Here is a 17,555-nt window from a genome sequence, read left to right on the forward strand (position 1 = left end):
GCAGCCACGCTGCATCAACCACCTTCCAATCATGTTGATACTGCCGGGTTCCAATGCCCTGTCCCATTTCCGTAGCCACCGTCTGTTAAGCCAACTGCAAGCCGTCTCGCCTGCGATTGTTGCCGTGCAAGCACGCTATGTCCATTTCATCGATGCCAGCGCGCCTCTCAGCAACGACGACAGCACGCGCCTTGGCGCCTTGCTGACGTACGGCGAGCCGGCCCACGCTGACAATACGGAAGGCGCTGCCGAAGAATTCTTCGTCATCCCCCGTTTCGGCACGATTTCGCCGTGGGCTTCGAAGGCCACCGACATCGCGCACAACTGCGGCATGGCGCACATCAAACGCGTCGAACGCGGCATCGCTTTCCGCATCAACCTGAAATCGGGCATCCTGGGCAGCGCCATTGGCGCCGGCAAATTGACGGACGAGCAAGTGCAAGCCGTGGCCGACTTGCTGCACGACCGCATGACGGAATCCGTGCTGCGCAGCGCGGACGACGCCAAGGACCTGTTCCGCACCCTGGAAGCGCGTCCACTGGAATCGATCGACTTGCTGGGGCAGGGCAAGCGCGCACTGGAAACGGCGAACACGGAACTGGGCCTGGCGATGTCGGAAGACGAAATCGACTACCTGGACGCCGCCTTCACCAAGGCCGGCCGCAACCCGACGGACGTGGAACTGATGATGTTCGCGCAGGCGAACAGCGAGCATTGCCGCCACAAGATCTTCAATGCCGACTGGACCATCGACGGCGTGGCGCAACCCAAGTCCCTGTTCGGCATGATCAAGAACACGCATGAACTGCAGCCGAAGGGCACCGTCGTCGCCTACAGCGACAACTCGTCCATCATGGAAGGCGCGACCGTGTCGCGCTTCTACCCGCGCGGCGACAAGCACGAATACGCGGCATCCACGGAACTGACGCACACCCTGATGAAGGTGGAAACGCATAACCACCCGACGGCCATCTCTCCATTCCCGGGCGCCTCCACGGGTGCGGGCGGCGAGATCCGCGACGAAGGCGCAACGGGCCGCGGCGCCAAGCCGAAAGCCGGTTTGACGGGTTTCACCGTATCGAATCTGTCGCTGCCGGACGCCGTGCGCAGCTGGGAAACGGCCGCTTCCGTGACGGCGCCATTGGCCTCGCGCACGGATGCGGACCAATACGGCAAACCGGAGCGCATCGCTTCGCCCCTGCAGATCATGATCGAAGGCCCATTGGGCGGCGCCGCGTTCTCGAACGAATTCGGCCGTCCGGTCCTGGGCGGCTACTTCCGCACGTATGAACAGAACGTCGGCACGGATAAAGACGCCGTCTTCGGCTACCATAAGCCGATCATGATCGCTGGCGGCATCGGCAATATCTCGGCGCAGCACACGCACAAGAACGACATCCCCGTCGGCAGCCTGCTGGTGCAGCTGGGTGGCCCGGGCATGCGCATCGGCATGGGCGGCAGCGCCGCTTCGTCGATGACCACCGGCAGCAACACGGCCGACCTGGACTTCGATTCCGTCCAGCGCGGCAATCCGGAAATGGAACGCCGCGCCCAGGAAGTCATCAACGCCTGCTGGCAAATGGGCGCGGACAACCCGATCATCTCCATCCACGACGTGGGTGCGGGCGGCTTGTCGAACGCGTTCCCGGAAATCACCAACGACGCCAAGCGCGGCGCGATTTTCGACCTGCGCAAGGTGCCGCTGGAAGAATCAGGCATGGCGCCGAAGGAAATCTGGAGCAATGAATCGCAGGAACGCTACGTTCTGGCCATCGCGCCGGAAAGCCTGCCACTGTTCAAAGCCATGTGCGAACGCGAACGCTGCCTGTTCGCCGCCGTGGGCGTGGCCACCGAAGAGCGTCAATTGAAGCTGATCGACCCGGAACTCGGCAACGAGCCGGTCGACATGCCGATGGACGTCTTGCTGGGCAAGCCGCCAAAGATGCAGCGCGACGTGGTCCACGTGGCCAACGATTTCCCTGCCATTGATCTCACCGGCATGGACCTGGTTGATGTCGCGCAAAAAGTGCTGCTGCTGCCAACCGTGGCTGACAAATCCTTCCTGATCACCATCGGCGACCGCAGCGTGGGCGGCATGACCGTGCGCGACCAGATGGTGGGACCATGGCAAGTGCCGGTGGCCGATTGCGCCGTCACCACCATGAGCTTTGAAGGTTATCTGGGCGAAGCGATGGCCATGGGCGAACGCACGCCGCTGGCCGTCATCGACGCCGCCGCCTCGGGCCGCATGGCCGTGGGCGAAGCCGTCACCAACATCGCCGCCGCGGCGATTGCCGATATCTCCGACATCAAATTGTCCGCCAACTGGATGGCCGCCTGCGGCCAGCCTGGCCAGGACGCGGCCCTGTACGACACGGTCAAGGCTGTCGGCATGGACCTGTGCCCGGCGCTGGGCATCAGCATCCCCGTCGGGAAGGATTCGCTGTCGATGCGCACGACGTGGAAAGACGAGAGCACGGGCGCGGCGAAATCCGTCACGTCGCCCGTGTCGCTGATCGTGTCCTCGTTCGCGCCAGTGACGGACGTGCGCAAGTCGCTCACGCCGCAGCTGAAAACGGACAAGGGCGACACGTCCCTGATCCTGATCGATCTGGGCCGCGGCAAGAACCGCCTGGGCGCCTCGGCGCTGGCGCAAGTCATGGGCCAGCTGGGCAATGAAACGCCGGACGTGGACAGCGCGGAAGACTTGAAAGGCTTCTTCGCGGCCATTCAAAAGCTCAACAGCGACGACAAGCTGCTGGCCTATCATGACCGTTCGGACGGCGGCCTGTACGCCACCCTGACGGAAATGGCCTTCGCCGGCCACACGGGCATGTCCGTCAATCTGGACATGCTGACCATGGAAGGCGAGCACTCGAGCGACTGGGGCGACGCCAAGAACTGGACGGGCCAGGTGGCGGAACGCCGCAACGAACTGACCCTGCGCGCCCTGTTCAGCGAAGAGCTGGGCGCCGTGATCCAGGTGCGCGCGGAAGAAAAGTCGCTCGTCATGGATGTGCTGCGCACCTTCAACCTGGGCGCCTGCAGCCATATCATCGGCAAATTGAACGACCGCGACGTCATCGAATTCACGCGCGACGCCAAGCTGATCTACACCCAGCCGCGCGCGGACCTGCACCGCCTGTGGAGCGAAACGAGCTGGCGCATCGCCCGCCTGCGCGACAATCCGGCCTGCGCGGACGCCGAATACGACCGCCTGCTGGACGTGCAAGATCCGGGCATGTCGCCTATCGTCACCTTCGACCAGAACGACAACATCGCCGCGCCATTCATCGCCACGGGCGTGCGTCCGCGCGTCGCCATCCTGCGCGAGCAGGGCGTTAACTCGCACATCGAGACGGCCTACGTGATGCACCAGGCAGGCTTCACGGCTGTCGACGTGCACATGAGCGACCTGATCGCGGGCCGCGTGAAGCTGGACGACTTCCAGGGCGTCATCGCCGTGGGGGGCTTCTCCTACGGCGACGTGCTGGGCGCGGGCGAAGGCTGGGCGAAAACCATCCTGTTCAACGCCAGCCTGGCGGAACAGTTCGCGCGCTTCTTCAACCGCACGGACAGCTTCGGCCTCGGTATCTGCAACGGCTGCCAGATGATGAGCAACCTGAAATCCATCATCCCTGGCGCCCACGCCTGGCCTAAATTCACGCGCAACAAGTCGGAGAAATTCGAAGGCCGCTTTGCCATGGTCGAAGTGATGGATTCCCCATCGATCTTCTTCAACGGCATGGCCGGCACCCAAGCCGGCATCGCCATCGCCCACGGCGAAGGCTACGCCGACTTCTCGCAAACGGGCGACATCACCCAAGTCACCAAAGCTATGCGCTTCGTCGACAACAAGGGCGCCGCCACCGAAGCGTATCCGTACAACCCGAACGGCTCGCCGGAAGGCATCACCTCCGTCACCACGCCAGACGGCCGCTTCACCGTGCTGATGCCGCACGCGGAGCGCGTGTTCCGCAGCGTTCAACAGTCCTACCACCCTGAAGCATGGGGCGAGGATTCGCCGTGGATGCGCATGTTCAGGAATGCACGGAAGTTTGTGGGGTAATTAGTTCGCTTGCAGAGCAGCGTTGATGTTCAAGGCGCTGTTGCTGGGGGAGGAATGAAAAAGCCGCTGTCGGGAGATAGCGGCTTTTTTGATATTTAATTAACTCATGATGTTGTTGGTTGTTGCGGAAATTTTATTTTTCTCGATTTTCGTTAGTAAAATTCATCTATCGAACTATAAATCGATAAATTGACTTGGGCTTTCATTTTTCCTTATTGAATTTAGCATGTGTAATTTTTCTCTCATTTGCTGCGTTATCCAAATCGCCGCAACCTCTGAAACTTTTGCGTAACTTGCTGGTCCTTTATCAATGCATATTTCAAAATATGATCGGGTTGTTTTTTCAGGTTGTTGTTGAAAGCCACTTCTCCAATTGTTTTCACCGGGAAAATTTTGCCTAAATAGTATCGAATATATTTTTGTGTTAATTATTTGATAGTGGTATGTGTTAACTCGTTGCTTTTTGTCAATGTAGTAGTTTTCCGCAGATACTCCATCCCGCAAGGTTATTCTTTTCTTTACTAGTAATGTCTTTAAATAGTTGTCTATTGTATCTTTGGTTATTTTGTCGCTTGTAAAAAGAATGTCTTTAATTGTTTTTTCTATGTCTGGTAGTATGAAATATTTTGTCGAGCGATGCGTATCAATTTGTCTTAAAAACTGAATTTCCTCCATCCAATTTGCCCACTTTCCGGCTAAAAGTTGGCTATAGAATTTTTCTGCAACAGGTTCTGTTCTTGTTTTAATGTACCGTGCAGCAAAAAATTCTTGGACACTAGCGTGAACAAAATTTATTTTCTTTGCCTCGTCTACTAGTAAGCATGTTATGTTTTTAACATCTTCAATAAACCCCTGTGGATCACTTGTCACATCACATTCCCTGATGCTTTCAATTGCAAATTGATATGCGTTCTCTCGATCTAATGTGATGGTTTGACGACGTCTTGTAGCAAAGCAAAAAGCTTCAAATATTTGCTGAATTTCACGATCATTTAACTTTGTTTTTCGTTGTCGCCTCCAGCCTAGTTTTGAACCATCATGGCGGACTAGTAATATTTGAAAAAGTTCATCATAGAATTCTGCGAAATCAAGAGGTATTTTATGCGCCGTTTGATAAGAAATCGCCAATAGTGTTGCAAGGAGAGGTGTTTTTACAAGTTCTTTAATTTTAACGGGTGAAGCGGTAATCGCATTTACAAGTCTGTTTGTGAATTCTTCGTCTTTAGTTATTTTTTTATAAAATCCAAAAAGATCTTCATTTTCTAATGGGGAAATTCTGTTGGCATAGAAATTTGATAGATTTTTACATTCTGTATCTGGTCGCGAACTTAAAACAATTCTACACATTGGGAATTTGTATGACAAATCGTCTATTTCCACGAGAGTCTTTTGTACATTAATTGTATCAATTTCATCAAACCCATCTAATAGAAATGATATTTTTCCTTTCTCGGCGAAATGTGTCATTAATTCAATGTCGGTTTTAATTCCAAGCAATAATGAAAATCTTTCGGTCAAATAAGAAAAAAGTGATTTTTCTTCTACATTGCGTAATTCGCAGAAAACTGGAACTCTAACGCCACTGCGAATTTCTCTCCCAAGTAGGTAGCGCATTAGAATTGACTTGCCTTGGCCCACTGTTCCAAAAATAATGTTGTGATTGTTTTCTAGGTTTTCTAGCGAAGTGAGCTTAGTACTTCCTTCGTTATCTTCGTTGGATACAGATACAGGATAAAAAAATGTACTTAAGCTTAATGGCCTGTCGGTGTGCCAAATTGTTTTAACTCTCTGACTTTCCCATAATTTTTTATGTAGCCCGTTCATTTTTGAGGCTGTCCTCAAGATGGAAATTTTTTCCTTTACTAATCCAGAACTTGATGAATATAAGTCTTCTATAGGTTTTCTAAGAAGTGCGATGGCTGCGGAAAAATCTGGCATATTTACTTTCAGATATATTTTTAATGATATGAATGAGTGGTTTTGTTTTTTAATTCAGTGGTCGTAGATTTTATAGTTATGAATCTGTTTTCTTGAAAAATTCTAGTCGCAATTTTCATCAATAGTGCGTGTCATGCGCGAAGAGATAAGAACTGCAGTCAATAATGAAGCACTACCGATGACGTTGGAGCGCAATGTGCTTAAGGTGGCTTCATTCTGGGAAACCTATTTAGTTGATTTCTGACGTACACTGAAGTAAGGCTATTCACTGACTCCTGAATGTAAGAGACGCTATCCTTGAAGTAGTCATTTATCGCTCCGACAATCGTCGCCAGACTGGCGGAGAACAGCAGCCAGCGGAAGTCGCCCAATAGCGTGCTGGCGGCAACATGCTGGTCGATTCCCGTTTCCACCCGCTTGGCGAGGAATGGCCCGAGGAAGGAATTTGAAGTGCGCGACAGCAGCATCAAAATACTGAACAGGGCCAACGACACGGCGATGCGCCGCGTGCGGATGCCGGCGATGCGCACAGAATAGGCGAGGGTGCCGATGATGTGGATGATGAACGTCAGTGCGCAAATCAACAGCAATTGCTTGTCCATCACAACCTTGCAATAAAGAAAAAGTAATTCCAATGCTGCCATGGAGTTACTTATTTTTCAACTGCAAAGAAGATAATGCACACACGATCTTGCTTTTGTGGTGTTTTATGTGCGTTAGTGTGGCGTTGGCTGAATTTCACCCCAGCTCTTTGCCTGTGGGTTGGACCATGCGGTCAGCGGAGGCAAGGCATGCTTCCAGCGCTTGCATTCCACTCCCGCGCCCCCAGCTAGGTGACAGTGGTAGCCTGTAGCGCTGCCTCATCCGAACCAACCAGGAGAACCGCCATGAGTTTCGATTCCTTTCTGTCCAAACTGAAGACCAAAGCCAGCGAACTGAAGACCGAAGCCCTGAAGTACAAGAACAAGGATTTCCTGAATGCCGCGATGGCGGGCTCGGCCCTGATCGCCATGGCGGACGGCAGCGTCAGTGCGGAAGAGAAGCAGAAGATGGTGAAGTTTATTGAAAGCAATGATGCGCTGTCGGTGTTTACCACCACGGACGTGATCAAGGCTTTCCAGGAATATGTCGGCCAGCTGGAGTTCGACAAGGATATCGGGGAAGCCAAGGCCTATCAGGCGCTGGGCAAGATGAAGTCGAATGTGGAGGCGTCGCGCTTGCTGGTGCGCATGATTATCGCCGTCGCTTCGTCGGACGGCAATTTCGACGCCAACGAGCAGCGCGTGGCCAGCAAGATCGCGCGCGAGCTGGGCTTGAATCCTGCGGAGTTCGAGCTGCAGTAACCGCCAGGCCAGCCGGCCAGCCGGCCCCGGCTGGCTAGCTTAATCCTTGTCCCACCACGGCGGCGCGTCCTCCGACCTCGGGCATGCCATCTTCAATGGACTTATCTTGTAGCGGATCTCGATCACCTGCCCATGGTGAAACGGACCGCGTATCCAGTCGCCGGAATGAAAGAGGTAGGACTTGCCATTGATGCAGCGTTCGGTCGGCAAGTCGCCGATGGGGCCGGTCGAACGCAGGGTGACGCGCACTTCGCCAGTTGCATCGAGCGGCGCGTCGGCGCTTGCATACAGTATATCTATGCCGACATCGCAGACACTGGTGCTGCCTATCTTGCTGCAGTACTTGATATACGTTTGCTGGCGCGCCGTGACCATGTGATCTTCATGCCGCATCGGCTTGCCGTCGTCAAAGGTAAAGCGCAGGACGACTTGCGTGGGCTCGCTGGCCGGATGGCGCGTGGTGCTGGTGCAGGCGGCGCTGACCAAGGCCAGCAAGGGCCAGGCCAGCAGGCGCAGGATGCCGCGCAGCAGCTTCGAGATCGGGTTGTTGCCGGATGGATGCTGCATGTGGCGTTGCCATTTGTCTCATGAACGGGGCGCCGATGATAGCATGCGAAGGCAGCGGTTCCGCTAGCACGCGCCGCGATTCAATTCCTGCAGCACTTTCTTGCACAGCATCCCATAACCGACCCCCGTGCCGCGTTTGTGTGCTGCCAGGTCGTAGCCGGCGCTGATGTCGTCCCATGCCACGCTGCCGGGCAGGGGCCGCAAGTCGTCGTCGAGGTCCATCTCGAAATGAATGAAGTGGCCATCGGCGCTCAGCAGCTTGCCGTACACGGCGGGCATGCCGGGGCAAGCCAGTTGCAGGTCGAGCATGAGGGCCGTACCCAGCGCCACGCCATGGCTGGCCGCGCACTGGCGCAAGGCGTCGGGCAGGGGACGCGCGCGCCACCAGGCCGCCGTCTGCTTGATGGCGGCCTGGGTCAGCGCGTTTTGCTGCTGGACAGAATACTGTTTGCTCATGGCTGCCACCCATGCGGCACGCGGCTTGCCGCCCTAACGCGATGCCAGGCCCATGCTTTTTACATGGGCTGGCACGATCTCGCCGCTGGCCAGTTTTTCGGCCGGTACCCGCATCAGCACTTCGCCACCCACGCTGCCGTCGTCGCGCAAGTCGATGCGCATGGCCAGTTGCTGGTCGAGCGCCACGAAGCTGTCGCTGCCGGTGGCGATGATGCGGTGTTCTTCCTGGTCATCGATGCGCGCATACATCATGGCGCCGATGCTGCCCGCGTTGCGCAGGTAGAGCACTTGTCCGTTCGACAGCTCATAGCCGCCGCGGAACGGGGCAAAACTTTCCGCACTCATGAAATGTCTGTGTGCCGGTAATTCGATCGTGTGCAGGCGTCCGCCGGGAACGACGACGGTCTGGCTGTCGGGCAGCGTTTGCGCATTTGCCAGCAGGGCGCAGACGCCCAAGGTGCCGGCCAAGATCCATGTTTTCATTTTTTTACCCATCCTTGAACTGTGGTGCCGTCCGCTGCCGGCGCGGCGATGTTGATGCGGGTGACAGGGAAACCGAACCGGCTGGTCCGCAAGCGCTGCTGTCACACTGGCAAGGCGCGGGCTGCCGGTGTTGCCAGTGTAGACAGGCAAGATGCACCGCGCATCATCCGATCGGATGACACGGCCTCATGCATCGAGTACGGCCAGGTGCGCCGTGGCGCCGTGGATCAGGGCGATCAGTTCGCCCTGGCGCCGCGTATCCGTCTTTAAATAGGTGTGGTGCAGATGCGTCTTGACGGTGTTGACGCTGATGCCGCCCTGCGCGGCGATTTCCTCGATGGTGGCCCCTTGCGCCAGCGCCTTGCCCACTTGCGCCTCGGCTTGCGTCAAGTCAAACAGCTGGCGCAAGGCAGGGACGGACGTGCTTGCTTTGGTGGGATCGCGCCCGATCAGCAGTGCGCACGGGGGCTGGCAATCGGCAAGCGGGGTGACGGTCAGGGCCAGGGGGGCTTGCTGCTTGCGCGCCAGGCGCAGGGATTGGCATTGCGCTGCGCCGCCGGCGCAGGAGATGACCAGGCGCACGGCGCGCTCCAGTGTGGGTGGCACTGCGTGGGCCAGTTGCGCCGCATGCAAGGCGTGGCCGGCGGGGGTGGCGAAACGCAGTCCGAGGTTGGCGTCGAGCACCAGCACGACGGCGCCCATGGCGTCGAGCGCTGCCAGCGCACAGTGGCTGGCCAGTTGCGCTTCGCGCAAGCGCTGCTGCAGGCACAGGGCGCGTTGCAGATGCGGCAAGAGCTCCTGCCATTGCTGGCCGCTCAAGCCGGCGTTGTCGAGCCGCGGCCAGTCGCCAGCGCCGCAGGCCGAGTCGTACATGGCGCCGATCAGTTTGCCCACATTCATTGCCGTGCTCATGCTTGCCCCCAATCCTGATTACATCAGTGTGCCGCGGGCGTGCAGGTGCGGAACTGGGTAAGGGCAGTGTGGTACAGCGATTAGCCCCACCTTTGTAAGGAAGGGCTGGGCGCTGCCATCTGGCCTGGGCATCTTTCAAGATAGTATAAATATGGCACCGCTGCAATGCGGCGCTGCAGCGGATTGCGGATGTCCGCTACGTACTTTCGGCAACCAGGCGTTCCACGAGCATGCGGGATTTCGCGTCCCTGGCATGAACACAAGGTCACCAAGCTCTTTTGGGCCGAGCGCGCCTGTGACGTTCGCGTGCAACGATCAAGTTTCCGCTCTGGCTGCAGTCAGTGCAACCTGGAATGGACCGGTGCCAGGGGCAGCAATGGTCAAAGTCAAATGCATGATGACTTGGCCGTTCATCGATACCGCATAGCTCGTGCTCGATAGGCTTGCAGTCGCACTGGCCGGCGTGACCATCTTCGATTGGTAGGTGGCCCCCTGGGTCTTCAAATAATCCAGAAAGCCGATCACCAGATTCGTGGTCATCGACGCGTCCAGGTCATTTGCAAAGACACTGCATGCGCTCTCGCCGATACTCGTCAGGACGAAGCGCGAGTTGTCGAGTTGCACGTTCCAGGCGTTACCAGAGTAAGCCCCCAAATATGCTGCCGCATCGATGCTTGATAGCTTTTGAAAGCCCGGCCGTGCTAACCAGGCCTGGAATTTTTCCGGATAGGGAAAGTTCATAAAACAGCCTTGAACGAACTGGTCAACGACCTGCGCGGTAGCCAATTCGGACGCTTTAGGAGAAGCGCAAGCGGCGAAAGGGGAAACAAACAGCAGAAGTGCCGCAACGATTTTCTTCATGAATAACCTTAAATTTAGTTGCTATCTATCCGTTTCTGGCCGCTACTGGATGGCCGGAATAGTTCAGTGTACGAGGTTGTTGCTTTCAGGGCAAGTTCGTCAGGCGCCCGATGGGCGAGGACAAGGAAACTGGCAGGCGGCACGGGCCGGGGACAAAAAAAACCGGAAAAATGGCGATTTTGACCGCGTGCTATAGCATCCGAAGCAATCGGACACATGGAAAACATATCCATAGGGTAAGCTTCGGGCCTAAGCTATTTCGCAACTCTATCAAAATTACATGACCTCCATAATGATCCCCGACGTCGCCCTGGTCGACAATACCGAACAACGCACGCCGCTGGTGCTCGTGCTGGACTGCTCCGGCAGCATGGATGGCGAACCCGTTTCGCTGCTGAACGAAGGCCTGGCCTTGCTGGAACAGGAACTCAAGTCCGACGTGATCGCCGCCAAGCGCGTGCGCATCCTCGTGATTCAATATGGCGCCCACGATGAAGCCCTCGTGGCCAGCAACTGGTGCGATGCCATGGATTTCACGGCGCCACGTCTGGAAGCGAACGGCACGACGCCCACCGGCGCGGCCGTCGAACTGGCCCTGGCCGAGATCGAGCAGGAAAAGCAGCGTTTCCGCGCGGCAGGCGTGGCGTATACGCGCCCGTGGCTGTTTTTGATGTCCGATGGCGAGCCGACGGACCGCTGGCAGCACGGCGCCGAACAGGCGCGCGTGGCCGAGCAGGCCAATAAAGTGGCGATCTTCCCCATCGCCGTGGGCGACCACGCAAACATCGATACCCTGGGCGAATTCTCCAGCCGCGGCGAGCGGGGCGTGAAGCAGTTGAAAGGCTTGCAGTTCCGCGAACTGTTCCTGTGGCTGAGCGCCAGCATGCAGGTGGTGTCGCAATCGCGTCCCGGCGCGCAGGCGCAACTGGCCTCGACGGACGGCTGGTCCGTCGTGAGTACGTGAAAGCCCGTTGATCCATGACGATAGTAAACAAGCATTGGCGCGTGTTCGGCGCCTCCGTCACGGGCAAGGCGCACCTGGATAAAGATATTCCTTGCCAGGATGCGCACGCACATGCCGTCGTGGACGATGTTTTGGTCGCCATCGTCTGCGATGGCGCCGGATCGGCCCGCCTCAGCGAGCAGGGCGCGCAGTTTGTTGCCGCGCACACCGTGCAGGCGCTGGCCGGACGGCTGGAGCAGGGCGCCACCGTGCAGGATTTGCACGACGGCGCGCTGGCGGGCACCCTGGCGCAGATCCGCGCCGCGCTGGACGACATCGCCCGCGCCGCCAACGCCACCCTCGACGACTACGCTTCCACCGTGGTGGGCGTGGTGATGGGCAGCGACAACGGTTTCTTTTTCCACCTGGGTGACGGCCTGGGCGTGGCGCAGCTGAACGATGGCGGCGAACTGATCTCGCTGCCCGCCAACGGCGAATACGCGAACGAAACCTATTTCATCAGCGGCGAGCGCTGGCGTGAACAGCTGCGCCTGCTGCCGATTCCCCAGTCCGTGCGCGGCATCGTGCTGATGTCCGACGGCTGCATGCCCTTTGCCATGAGCAAGAACAATGGGGCCCTGTACGCGCCATTCATGGATGCCGTGCAAGCTTATCTGCGCACGGTCGACAGCGTGGCGCTGGGCAATGCGGCGCTGGCGTCTACCCTGGCCGACCCGCGCACGCACCAGATCACGGGTGACGACAAGACCTTGCTGCTGGCCTTGCGCGCATGAGCAAGAAGCAAGGTGTGACACCGGGCCTGAGCTCGGGTGGAAAAATTTGGCTGGATAAAGTCCGCAGCCTGGTCTTGGGCAAACTCGTCAAGAGCGGCGGCGCGGGCAGCGTATACCTGCTGCCGGGCGCGCCCGCGCAGGTCGCCAAGCTCTACCATCCGCACCTGGACCGGGCCGCCAACCGGCGCAAGCTCGAAGCGATGCTGGAACTGTCGCCCGAGCTGCCCGATCAACTGGAAAACGGCAGGCGCTACGTCCAGATCGCCTGGCCGCAGGCGGCCGTGTTCGACGGCCAGGGCGGCTTCGCCGGTTTTGTCATGCCTTTGCTGGACATGGCGCAGACGGCCGAGCTGGAACAGATCATGCAGGAGCGGCAGGCGCGTGCGGCAGGATTGCCCACGGGACTCGGTCCCAAGCTGACCCTGGCCGCCAACCTGGCCGCCGTCATCGATGCGCTGCACCAGCAGCAGCATTACGTGGTCGATCTGAAACCCGTGAACCTGCGTTTCTACCGCGACTCGCTGTACATCGCCATGCTCGACTGCGACGGCTTCAGCATCCAGGGCCATGCGGAGCGTTTTCCTGCCGAGCAATTCACGGCCGACTACCTGGCGCCGGAATTCCAGCGCAAGGGCATGCCGGCGGGAACGGAAATGGCGCAAGACCGTTTTGCCCTGGCCGTCGTCATCTTCCAGTTGCTCAACTTTGGCATCCACCCGTACAGCGGGCGGCCCGGCAATGCGCAAGTGGCGACCGACATTCCCGGGCGCATCCGCGACGGCTGCTATGCGTACGGAATAAAACGCCACAAGCAACTGGCGCCGAATGCCACCAGCGGCCACACGCTGATGCCGCCCGAATTGCGCGCCATGTTCGACCGCGCGTTTTCCCCATCCCCCAAACCGCAGCGGCCATCGGCGGCCGATTGGGCGCAGTTGCTGCGCGGCTATGCGCAGCGCAGCGGCGGCAAGCTCGTCGTGTGTACGGCGAATCCCGAACACCAGCATTTTGCGGGCCAGGGTTGCGCTGCCTGCGCGCGCGACAAGGTCATCGCTGCGGCCGCGCAAGCTTCGGTGCAGGCACAGCAGATGCAGGTACAACAGCCGCCGCAGCAGCACAGCACGCGCGGCGCGCACCATACGGCGCCGGGGCAGGCGCCCGTGCGGCTGCCTGCGGGTGCCGCGCAGGCCAATGCGGGCGGCATTTCCGGCAAAGGCTGGGCCGTGGTGGTGCTGCTGATCGTGCTGTTCCTGATCGGCTTTACGGCCTGGACCTCATCGCCAGACGAAGTCAAGGACAAGGCCAGCCTGCAGGCGCAAGCGGACCAGGCGGCGGGCCTGGAAGTATTCAGCTGGCGCCAGCGCAAGGCGGCCGGCTTCCAGCAGTCCGACGCGCGCAAGGCCGTGTACAGCCTGTCGCAAGCGATGACCAAGGGCGACGATGGCGCCGTCACGCGCGGCTTGCAGCTGCTGTACCGGGCCGGCGAGGACAAGTCGTCGCGCTACGAGGGTGACAAGGTGCGCGCGCGGCTGCGTACCACTTTGATGGAAGGCCTGGGTGCGATGCCCGGCTATGCCCCCGAATTGGCGAAGACCTATCTTGACCAGTTGCAAGCCGACCCGCGCGATCACTTGGCAGCGGCGGCCATGGGCCGCATGCACCTGAGCCTGAACGAACCGCAGGCGGCGCGCCAGTACTTCGAACAAGCCGTGTGGGGCCGTCCCACCGATGGCGTGGCCTGGCTCGGCATCGCGGCCACGGCCCTGCTGCGTGGCGGCGATGAGCAGGATGCCGTCAACCTGGTGGCGCTGGCGCAGCTGACGTCTTACCGTTACGCGGTAGAAAACGCCATGCCGACGGAACCGGGCGAGCCATCCGACAATGGTGTCGCCGCCACGGAAAAACGCATGGACCGGGCCGCCAAAGTGCTGCGCCTGGCTCAGGGGGGGGCCTACCAGAAGCGCTGGGACAAGGCGCTGGCCGATGGCGCGCTGCTGGCGGCAAAACTCAAGGCCTTGCCGCCCTTGCCGGACCAGCCTGCGGGCGTGCTGCGCGAGACGATGACGACGGTTGATTACGGCGTGCTCGACAAGCAGAATGCGACGGGCGAAAACCGCTTGACCCTGTCGATTGCCGCCGACGGCACCCTGACGCATGCGGCGGCGAAAATGCCGATGGAACCCCAGTTGAACAAGGTCATGCAGGACAGCGTGAAGCGCTGGACCTATTTGCCGGCCGTCAAGCATGGCCAGTTGCGGGATGCCAAGGCGGAGGTGCTGGTGCGCTACCGCAATGGCCGGGTCAGCTTTGTGCCGGCCGAGCCGCGTGTCTCGCCGGACGATTAAAGGAATGACATGAAAATCAAGACCCTCTGCGCGCTGCTTGGCGCTTCCTTGCTGTGGCCCGCGCTGTCGCAGGCGGAAATCGTGCAGCGCCAGGTGCTGACAGCCATCGCCGCCGAGCAGGACAGCGAAGGCGGCGACGTGTTCACGATTGCCGGCACGACGGCCTGCGGCGGCAAGCAGATACGCATGGATGCCCGCTCGGTGAACCTGGACGAGGCGCCGTACGAAGCGCTGAAAGCCGAGCTGGCCCGGCGCATCCGGGACAAGACGCCCATGCTCGTCACCCTGAAAAAATGCCCGGAGGATGCGAGCGTGCCCATCGTGCGCCAGATCGCCGCCTGCACGCCAGCCGCCTGCGCCGATGGCCGGGCGCGGCTGTACCTGCACGAACGTTTCTACCCCATCGAGCAGGAAAACGCGCCCAACGTGCTGCTGTTGCCCTTGCCGAAAGGCAAACTGCCGGGCACGTGGAAGGTGGAGATTTATAGCGTGGCGGGACACAAGCTGCGCCTGTCGGGCCAGGTCAACCGCGCCGACTATGCGCAGGGCGAGCTGGTGGGCGGCTATGTCGCGTATTACCCCGACGGCAAGATCGAGAAACAGGTGGCGCAGGATGGGCAGGGCCGGCAGGATGGCGTTACCAGCTTGTATCGTGCGGATGGCAGCCTGGAATCGCGTGGCAGCTGGCGGCATGGCTTGCCGGAAGGCACGCACCAGCAATATCACGCCACGGGCCAGCTGCGCGAGGCCAGCGTGTACCGCAACGGACAGCGCGTTGACGGTCCCGTGCAGACGTTTGACGAAAATGGCAAGTTGAGCACCAGTTATGTGCTGCGCGATGGCCGCATGGAAGGTGAATTGATCGCGTATTTCCCGGATGGAAAGGTGTCGAACCGCACGCAAGTGAGCAAGGGCAAGTTCAATGGCAGCACCACGGATTACTATCCCAATGGCAGCATACACAGCAGCATGACGCAGCGCAACGATCTACCGGTCGGGGAAGCGCTGGAGTTTTATCCGGATGGCAAGGTGCAAACCCGCCAGCAGTATGGCGATGACGGTGGATTGCTGAGCATCCAGCGCTACAGCCCTCAAGGCGTGCTGGTACTGGAGAGACGTTGGGACGCGAAGTTGCGCGAGCAAGGCACGTCGCGCTCGTGGTACGAGAACGGCAAGCCCGAGCAAGCCATCGAGTACGTGAACGACCGTCGCGACGGCTGGAGCCGCAGCTGGCACGAGGATGGCAGCTTGAAGAGCGAATGCCGGTATGTGGCCGGCAAGGCCCAGGGCGCATGTGGTGACGCGCCACCAGCGCCGGAATTGCAGCGCAAGGAGCAGGCATGGCGCGCACTGTGAAGCATCTGTTTGGCGCCATGCTGCTGTTACCGGCGCTGGCCCACGCCGAGATCGTGCAGCGCCAGGTGATCACGGCGATCACGGCCGCGCCTGGCAGCGGCGATATCCTGACCGTGGACGAGGACACGGGCTGCGGCGGCAGGCAGCTGCGCATGGATGCGGCATCGGTCGGACTGAACGAGGAGCAGTATGGCGTCATGAAGGCCGAACTGGCCAACATGATACGCGACAAGAATCCCTTGCTCGTGCGCCTGCGCGCCTGCCCGGCGCCCGGCCGGACTGGGGCCGATGCCAAGGCCGAGGCCGAGGCCATTCCCGTCATCCACATGCTGCGCGGCTGCGATGCGCACTGTGCCGATGGCAAGGCCCGTTTATATTTGAACCACAACCTGTCGCGCGGCGAAGTGATGGAACAGGCGCGCTATGCGCTGGTCCTGCCGCTGCCACCCGGCAAGACACCGGGCACCTGGCAAGTCGCGATCTATCAGGTGCGCGAAGGGGAACCGAAGCGGCTGATTGGCCACGTCAACGATCCCGATTATCTGCGCGGCAAGCTGGTGGGCAACTACAGCATGTATTACCCGCATGGCCAGCTGGAAATGCAGGTGGAGCAGGATGGGCGCGGCGTGCAGGAGGGCGTGCAGGTCCGCTATTATCCGGACGGTCAGCTGTCCATGCGGACTACCTGGCGCAATGGCGTGCAGCAGGGGGAAGAGCAGACTTACCACCAGAATGGCAAGCTGATCGAGTCACGCACCTACCGCAACGGCGCCCGCGCCGATGGTGTGGTGGAAACGTTCGACAAGGACGGCAAGCTGCGCACGCGCACGACCCAGGTCAAGGGCCGGACGGATGGCGAGCTGCTGCTGTTCTATCCGGATGGCACCGTGGAAAGCCGCAGCCGGCATGACAACGGCATCATGACGGGGCCCAGCATCCGCTATTTCCCAGATGGCAAGGTGCAGCGCACCACCAACTACGTTGACGGCAAGCCAGTCGGCGAGAGCGTCGAATACTATCCGGACGGTAAAGTCGCCATCAAGCGCACGCACAGCGGCCACTTTGTCTTGCGCAGCACACAGCGTTTCAGCCGGACGGGCGTATTGATCGTGCACAAGCTGTGGAACGAGGGCGGCCGCGAGGAGGGCGCGCTGCGTTCCTGGTATGCGAATGGCAAGCCGAGGCAGCTGATCGAGTACGTGGATGGCGAACGCCAGGGCTGGACGCGGCACTGGCGGGAAGATGGCAGTGTGGAAAGCGAGTGCCGCTATGTGGCGGACGAACCGCAGGGGGCGTGTACGGGGGCGTCTGCGAAGATGTCGTACACGGAAGATGGGATCGAGTTTGAGATGCCGAAGCAGTGAGGAGCGTAATCTAGCCCAAAGGCAAGGTCTGGGGTCAGTCACTGCGTGATCGGAATGTGCCCTATTGGAGCACATTTCCCCGCCAGGTCTGACCCCGGCCCTTTGCCTGTGGGTTCCGTAATGC

At 59.5% G+C, this 17,555-nt stretch carries 13 protein-coding genes and 1 pseudogene; 7 read left to right on the top strand and 7 right to left on the bottom strand.

The genetic code is table 11. From position 1 onward, the window contains the following. Window positions 1-31 precede the first annotated feature (31 nt). Window positions 32-4,069: a phosphoribosylformylglycinamidine synthase gene (gene purL, locus LSO07_RS15020; RefSeq protein WP_151095079.1), complete on the top strand. Its 4,038-nt coding sequence runs from the start codon at window positions 32-34 to the stop codon at window positions 4,067-4,069. 174 nt (window positions 4,070-4,243) lie between these two features. On the opposite strand, the gene LSO07_RS15025 is transcribed toward purL, so the two are convergent. Both LSO07_RS15025 and LSO07_RS15030 read right to left on the bottom strand, forming a co-directional pair. Then, complete coding sequence (locus tag LSO07_RS15025) at window positions 4,244-6,007, bottom strand: NACHT domain-containing protein (protein ID WP_151095081.1); 1,764 nt, start codon at window positions 6,005-6,007, stop codon at window positions 4,244-4,246. Window positions 6,008-6,282: 275 nt separating this feature from the next. Then, window positions 6,283-6,609 (bottom strand): annotated as a pseudogene (locus LSO07_RS15030) (lipid II flippase family protein); the annotation flags it as partial. Window positions 6,610-6,894: 285 nt separating this feature from the next. Between LSO07_RS15030 and LSO07_RS15035 the strand changes: the two are divergent. Further along, window positions 6,895-7,350: a tellurite resistance TerB family protein gene (locus LSO07_RS15035; RefSeq protein WP_151095083.1), complete on the top strand. Its 456-nt coding sequence runs from the start codon at window positions 6,895-6,897 to the stop codon at window positions 7,348-7,350. A 39-nt stretch (window positions 7,351-7,389) separates the two neighbouring features. On the opposite strand, the gene LSO07_RS15040 is transcribed toward LSO07_RS15035, so the two are convergent. The 5 genes from LSO07_RS15040 to LSO07_RS15060 all read right to left on the bottom strand — a co-directional run bounded on the left by LSO07_RS15040 (window position 7,390) and on the right by LSO07_RS15060 (window position 10,629). Then, entirely contained in the window at window positions 7,390-7,917 is a 528-nt protein-coding gene (locus LSO07_RS15040) for a hypothetical protein (protein ID WP_151095085.1), read from the bottom strand. Between the two features lie 63 nt (window positions 7,918-7,980). Next, a complete protein-coding gene (locus LSO07_RS15045; RefSeq protein WP_151095087.1) occupies window positions 7,981-8,373 on the bottom strand; it encodes a hypothetical protein in 393 nt (130 codons plus the stop codon). Between the two features lie 33 nt (window positions 8,374-8,406). Continuing rightward, a complete protein-coding gene (locus LSO07_RS15050; protein ID WP_151095089.1) occupies window positions 8,407-8,856 on the bottom strand; it encodes a hypothetical protein in 450 nt (149 codons plus the stop codon). Window positions 8,857-9,042: 186 nt separating this feature from the next. Next, window positions 9,043-9,768 carry a helix-turn-helix transcriptional regulator gene (locus LSO07_RS15055; protein ID WP_151095091.1) on the bottom strand — a complete coding sequence of 242 codons (726 nt, stop codon included), beginning with the start codon at window positions 9,766-9,768 and terminating at the stop codon, window positions 9,043-9,045. A 315-nt stretch (window positions 9,769-10,083) separates the two neighbouring features. Beyond that, a complete protein-coding gene (locus LSO07_RS15060; protein WP_151095093.1) occupies window positions 10,084-10,629 on the bottom strand; it encodes an NMCC_0638 family (lipo)protein in 546 nt (181 codons plus the stop codon). Window positions 10,630-10,909: 280 nt separating this feature from the next. Here LSO07_RS15060 and LSO07_RS15065 point away from each other — a divergent pair, with 280 nt between their 5' ends. The 5 genes from LSO07_RS15065 to LSO07_RS15085 are packed head-to-tail and all read left to right on the top strand — an operon-like array spanning window position 10,910 to window position 17,431. Continuing rightward, on the top strand, window positions 10,910-11,593 hold the full coding sequence (locus tag LSO07_RS15065) for a vWA domain-containing protein (RefSeq protein ID WP_151095095.1): 684 nt from the start codon (window positions 10,910-10,912) through the stop codon (window positions 11,591-11,593). A 14-nt stretch (window positions 11,594-11,607) separates the two neighbouring features. Further along, entirely contained in the window at window positions 11,608-12,366 is a 759-nt protein-coding gene (locus LSO07_RS15070; protein ID WP_151095097.1) for a PP2C family serine/threonine-protein phosphatase, read from the top strand. Then, on the top strand, window positions 12,363-14,711 hold the full coding sequence (locus LSO07_RS15075; protein WP_151095099.1) for a hypothetical protein: 2,349 nt from the start codon (window positions 12,363-12,365) through the stop codon (window positions 14,709-14,711). The genes LSO07_RS15070 and LSO07_RS15075 overlap by 4 nt, the downstream gene beginning before the upstream one ends. Before the next feature lie 9 nt (window positions 14,712-14,720). Beyond that, window positions 14,721-16,067 carry a toxin-antitoxin system YwqK family antitoxin gene (locus LSO07_RS15080; protein ID WP_151095101.1) on the top strand — a complete coding sequence of 449 codons (1,347 nt, stop codon included), beginning with the start codon at window positions 14,721-14,723 and terminating at the stop codon, window positions 16,065-16,067. Then, complete coding sequence (locus tag LSO07_RS15085) at window positions 16,052-17,431, top strand: toxin-antitoxin system YwqK family antitoxin (RefSeq protein WP_151095103.1); 1,380 nt, start codon at window positions 16,052-16,054, stop codon at window positions 17,429-17,431. The genes LSO07_RS15080 and LSO07_RS15085 overlap by 16 nt, the downstream gene beginning before the upstream one ends. The last annotated feature ends 124 nt before the right edge of the window (window positions 17,432-17,555 follow it).

Origin of the sequence: Janthinobacterium sp. PLB04 (genome assembly GCF_021165895.1) — a bacterium.
GTDB lineage: Bacteria > Pseudomonadota > Gammaproteobacteria > Burkholderiales > Burkholderiaceae_D > Janthinobacterium > Janthinobacterium lividum.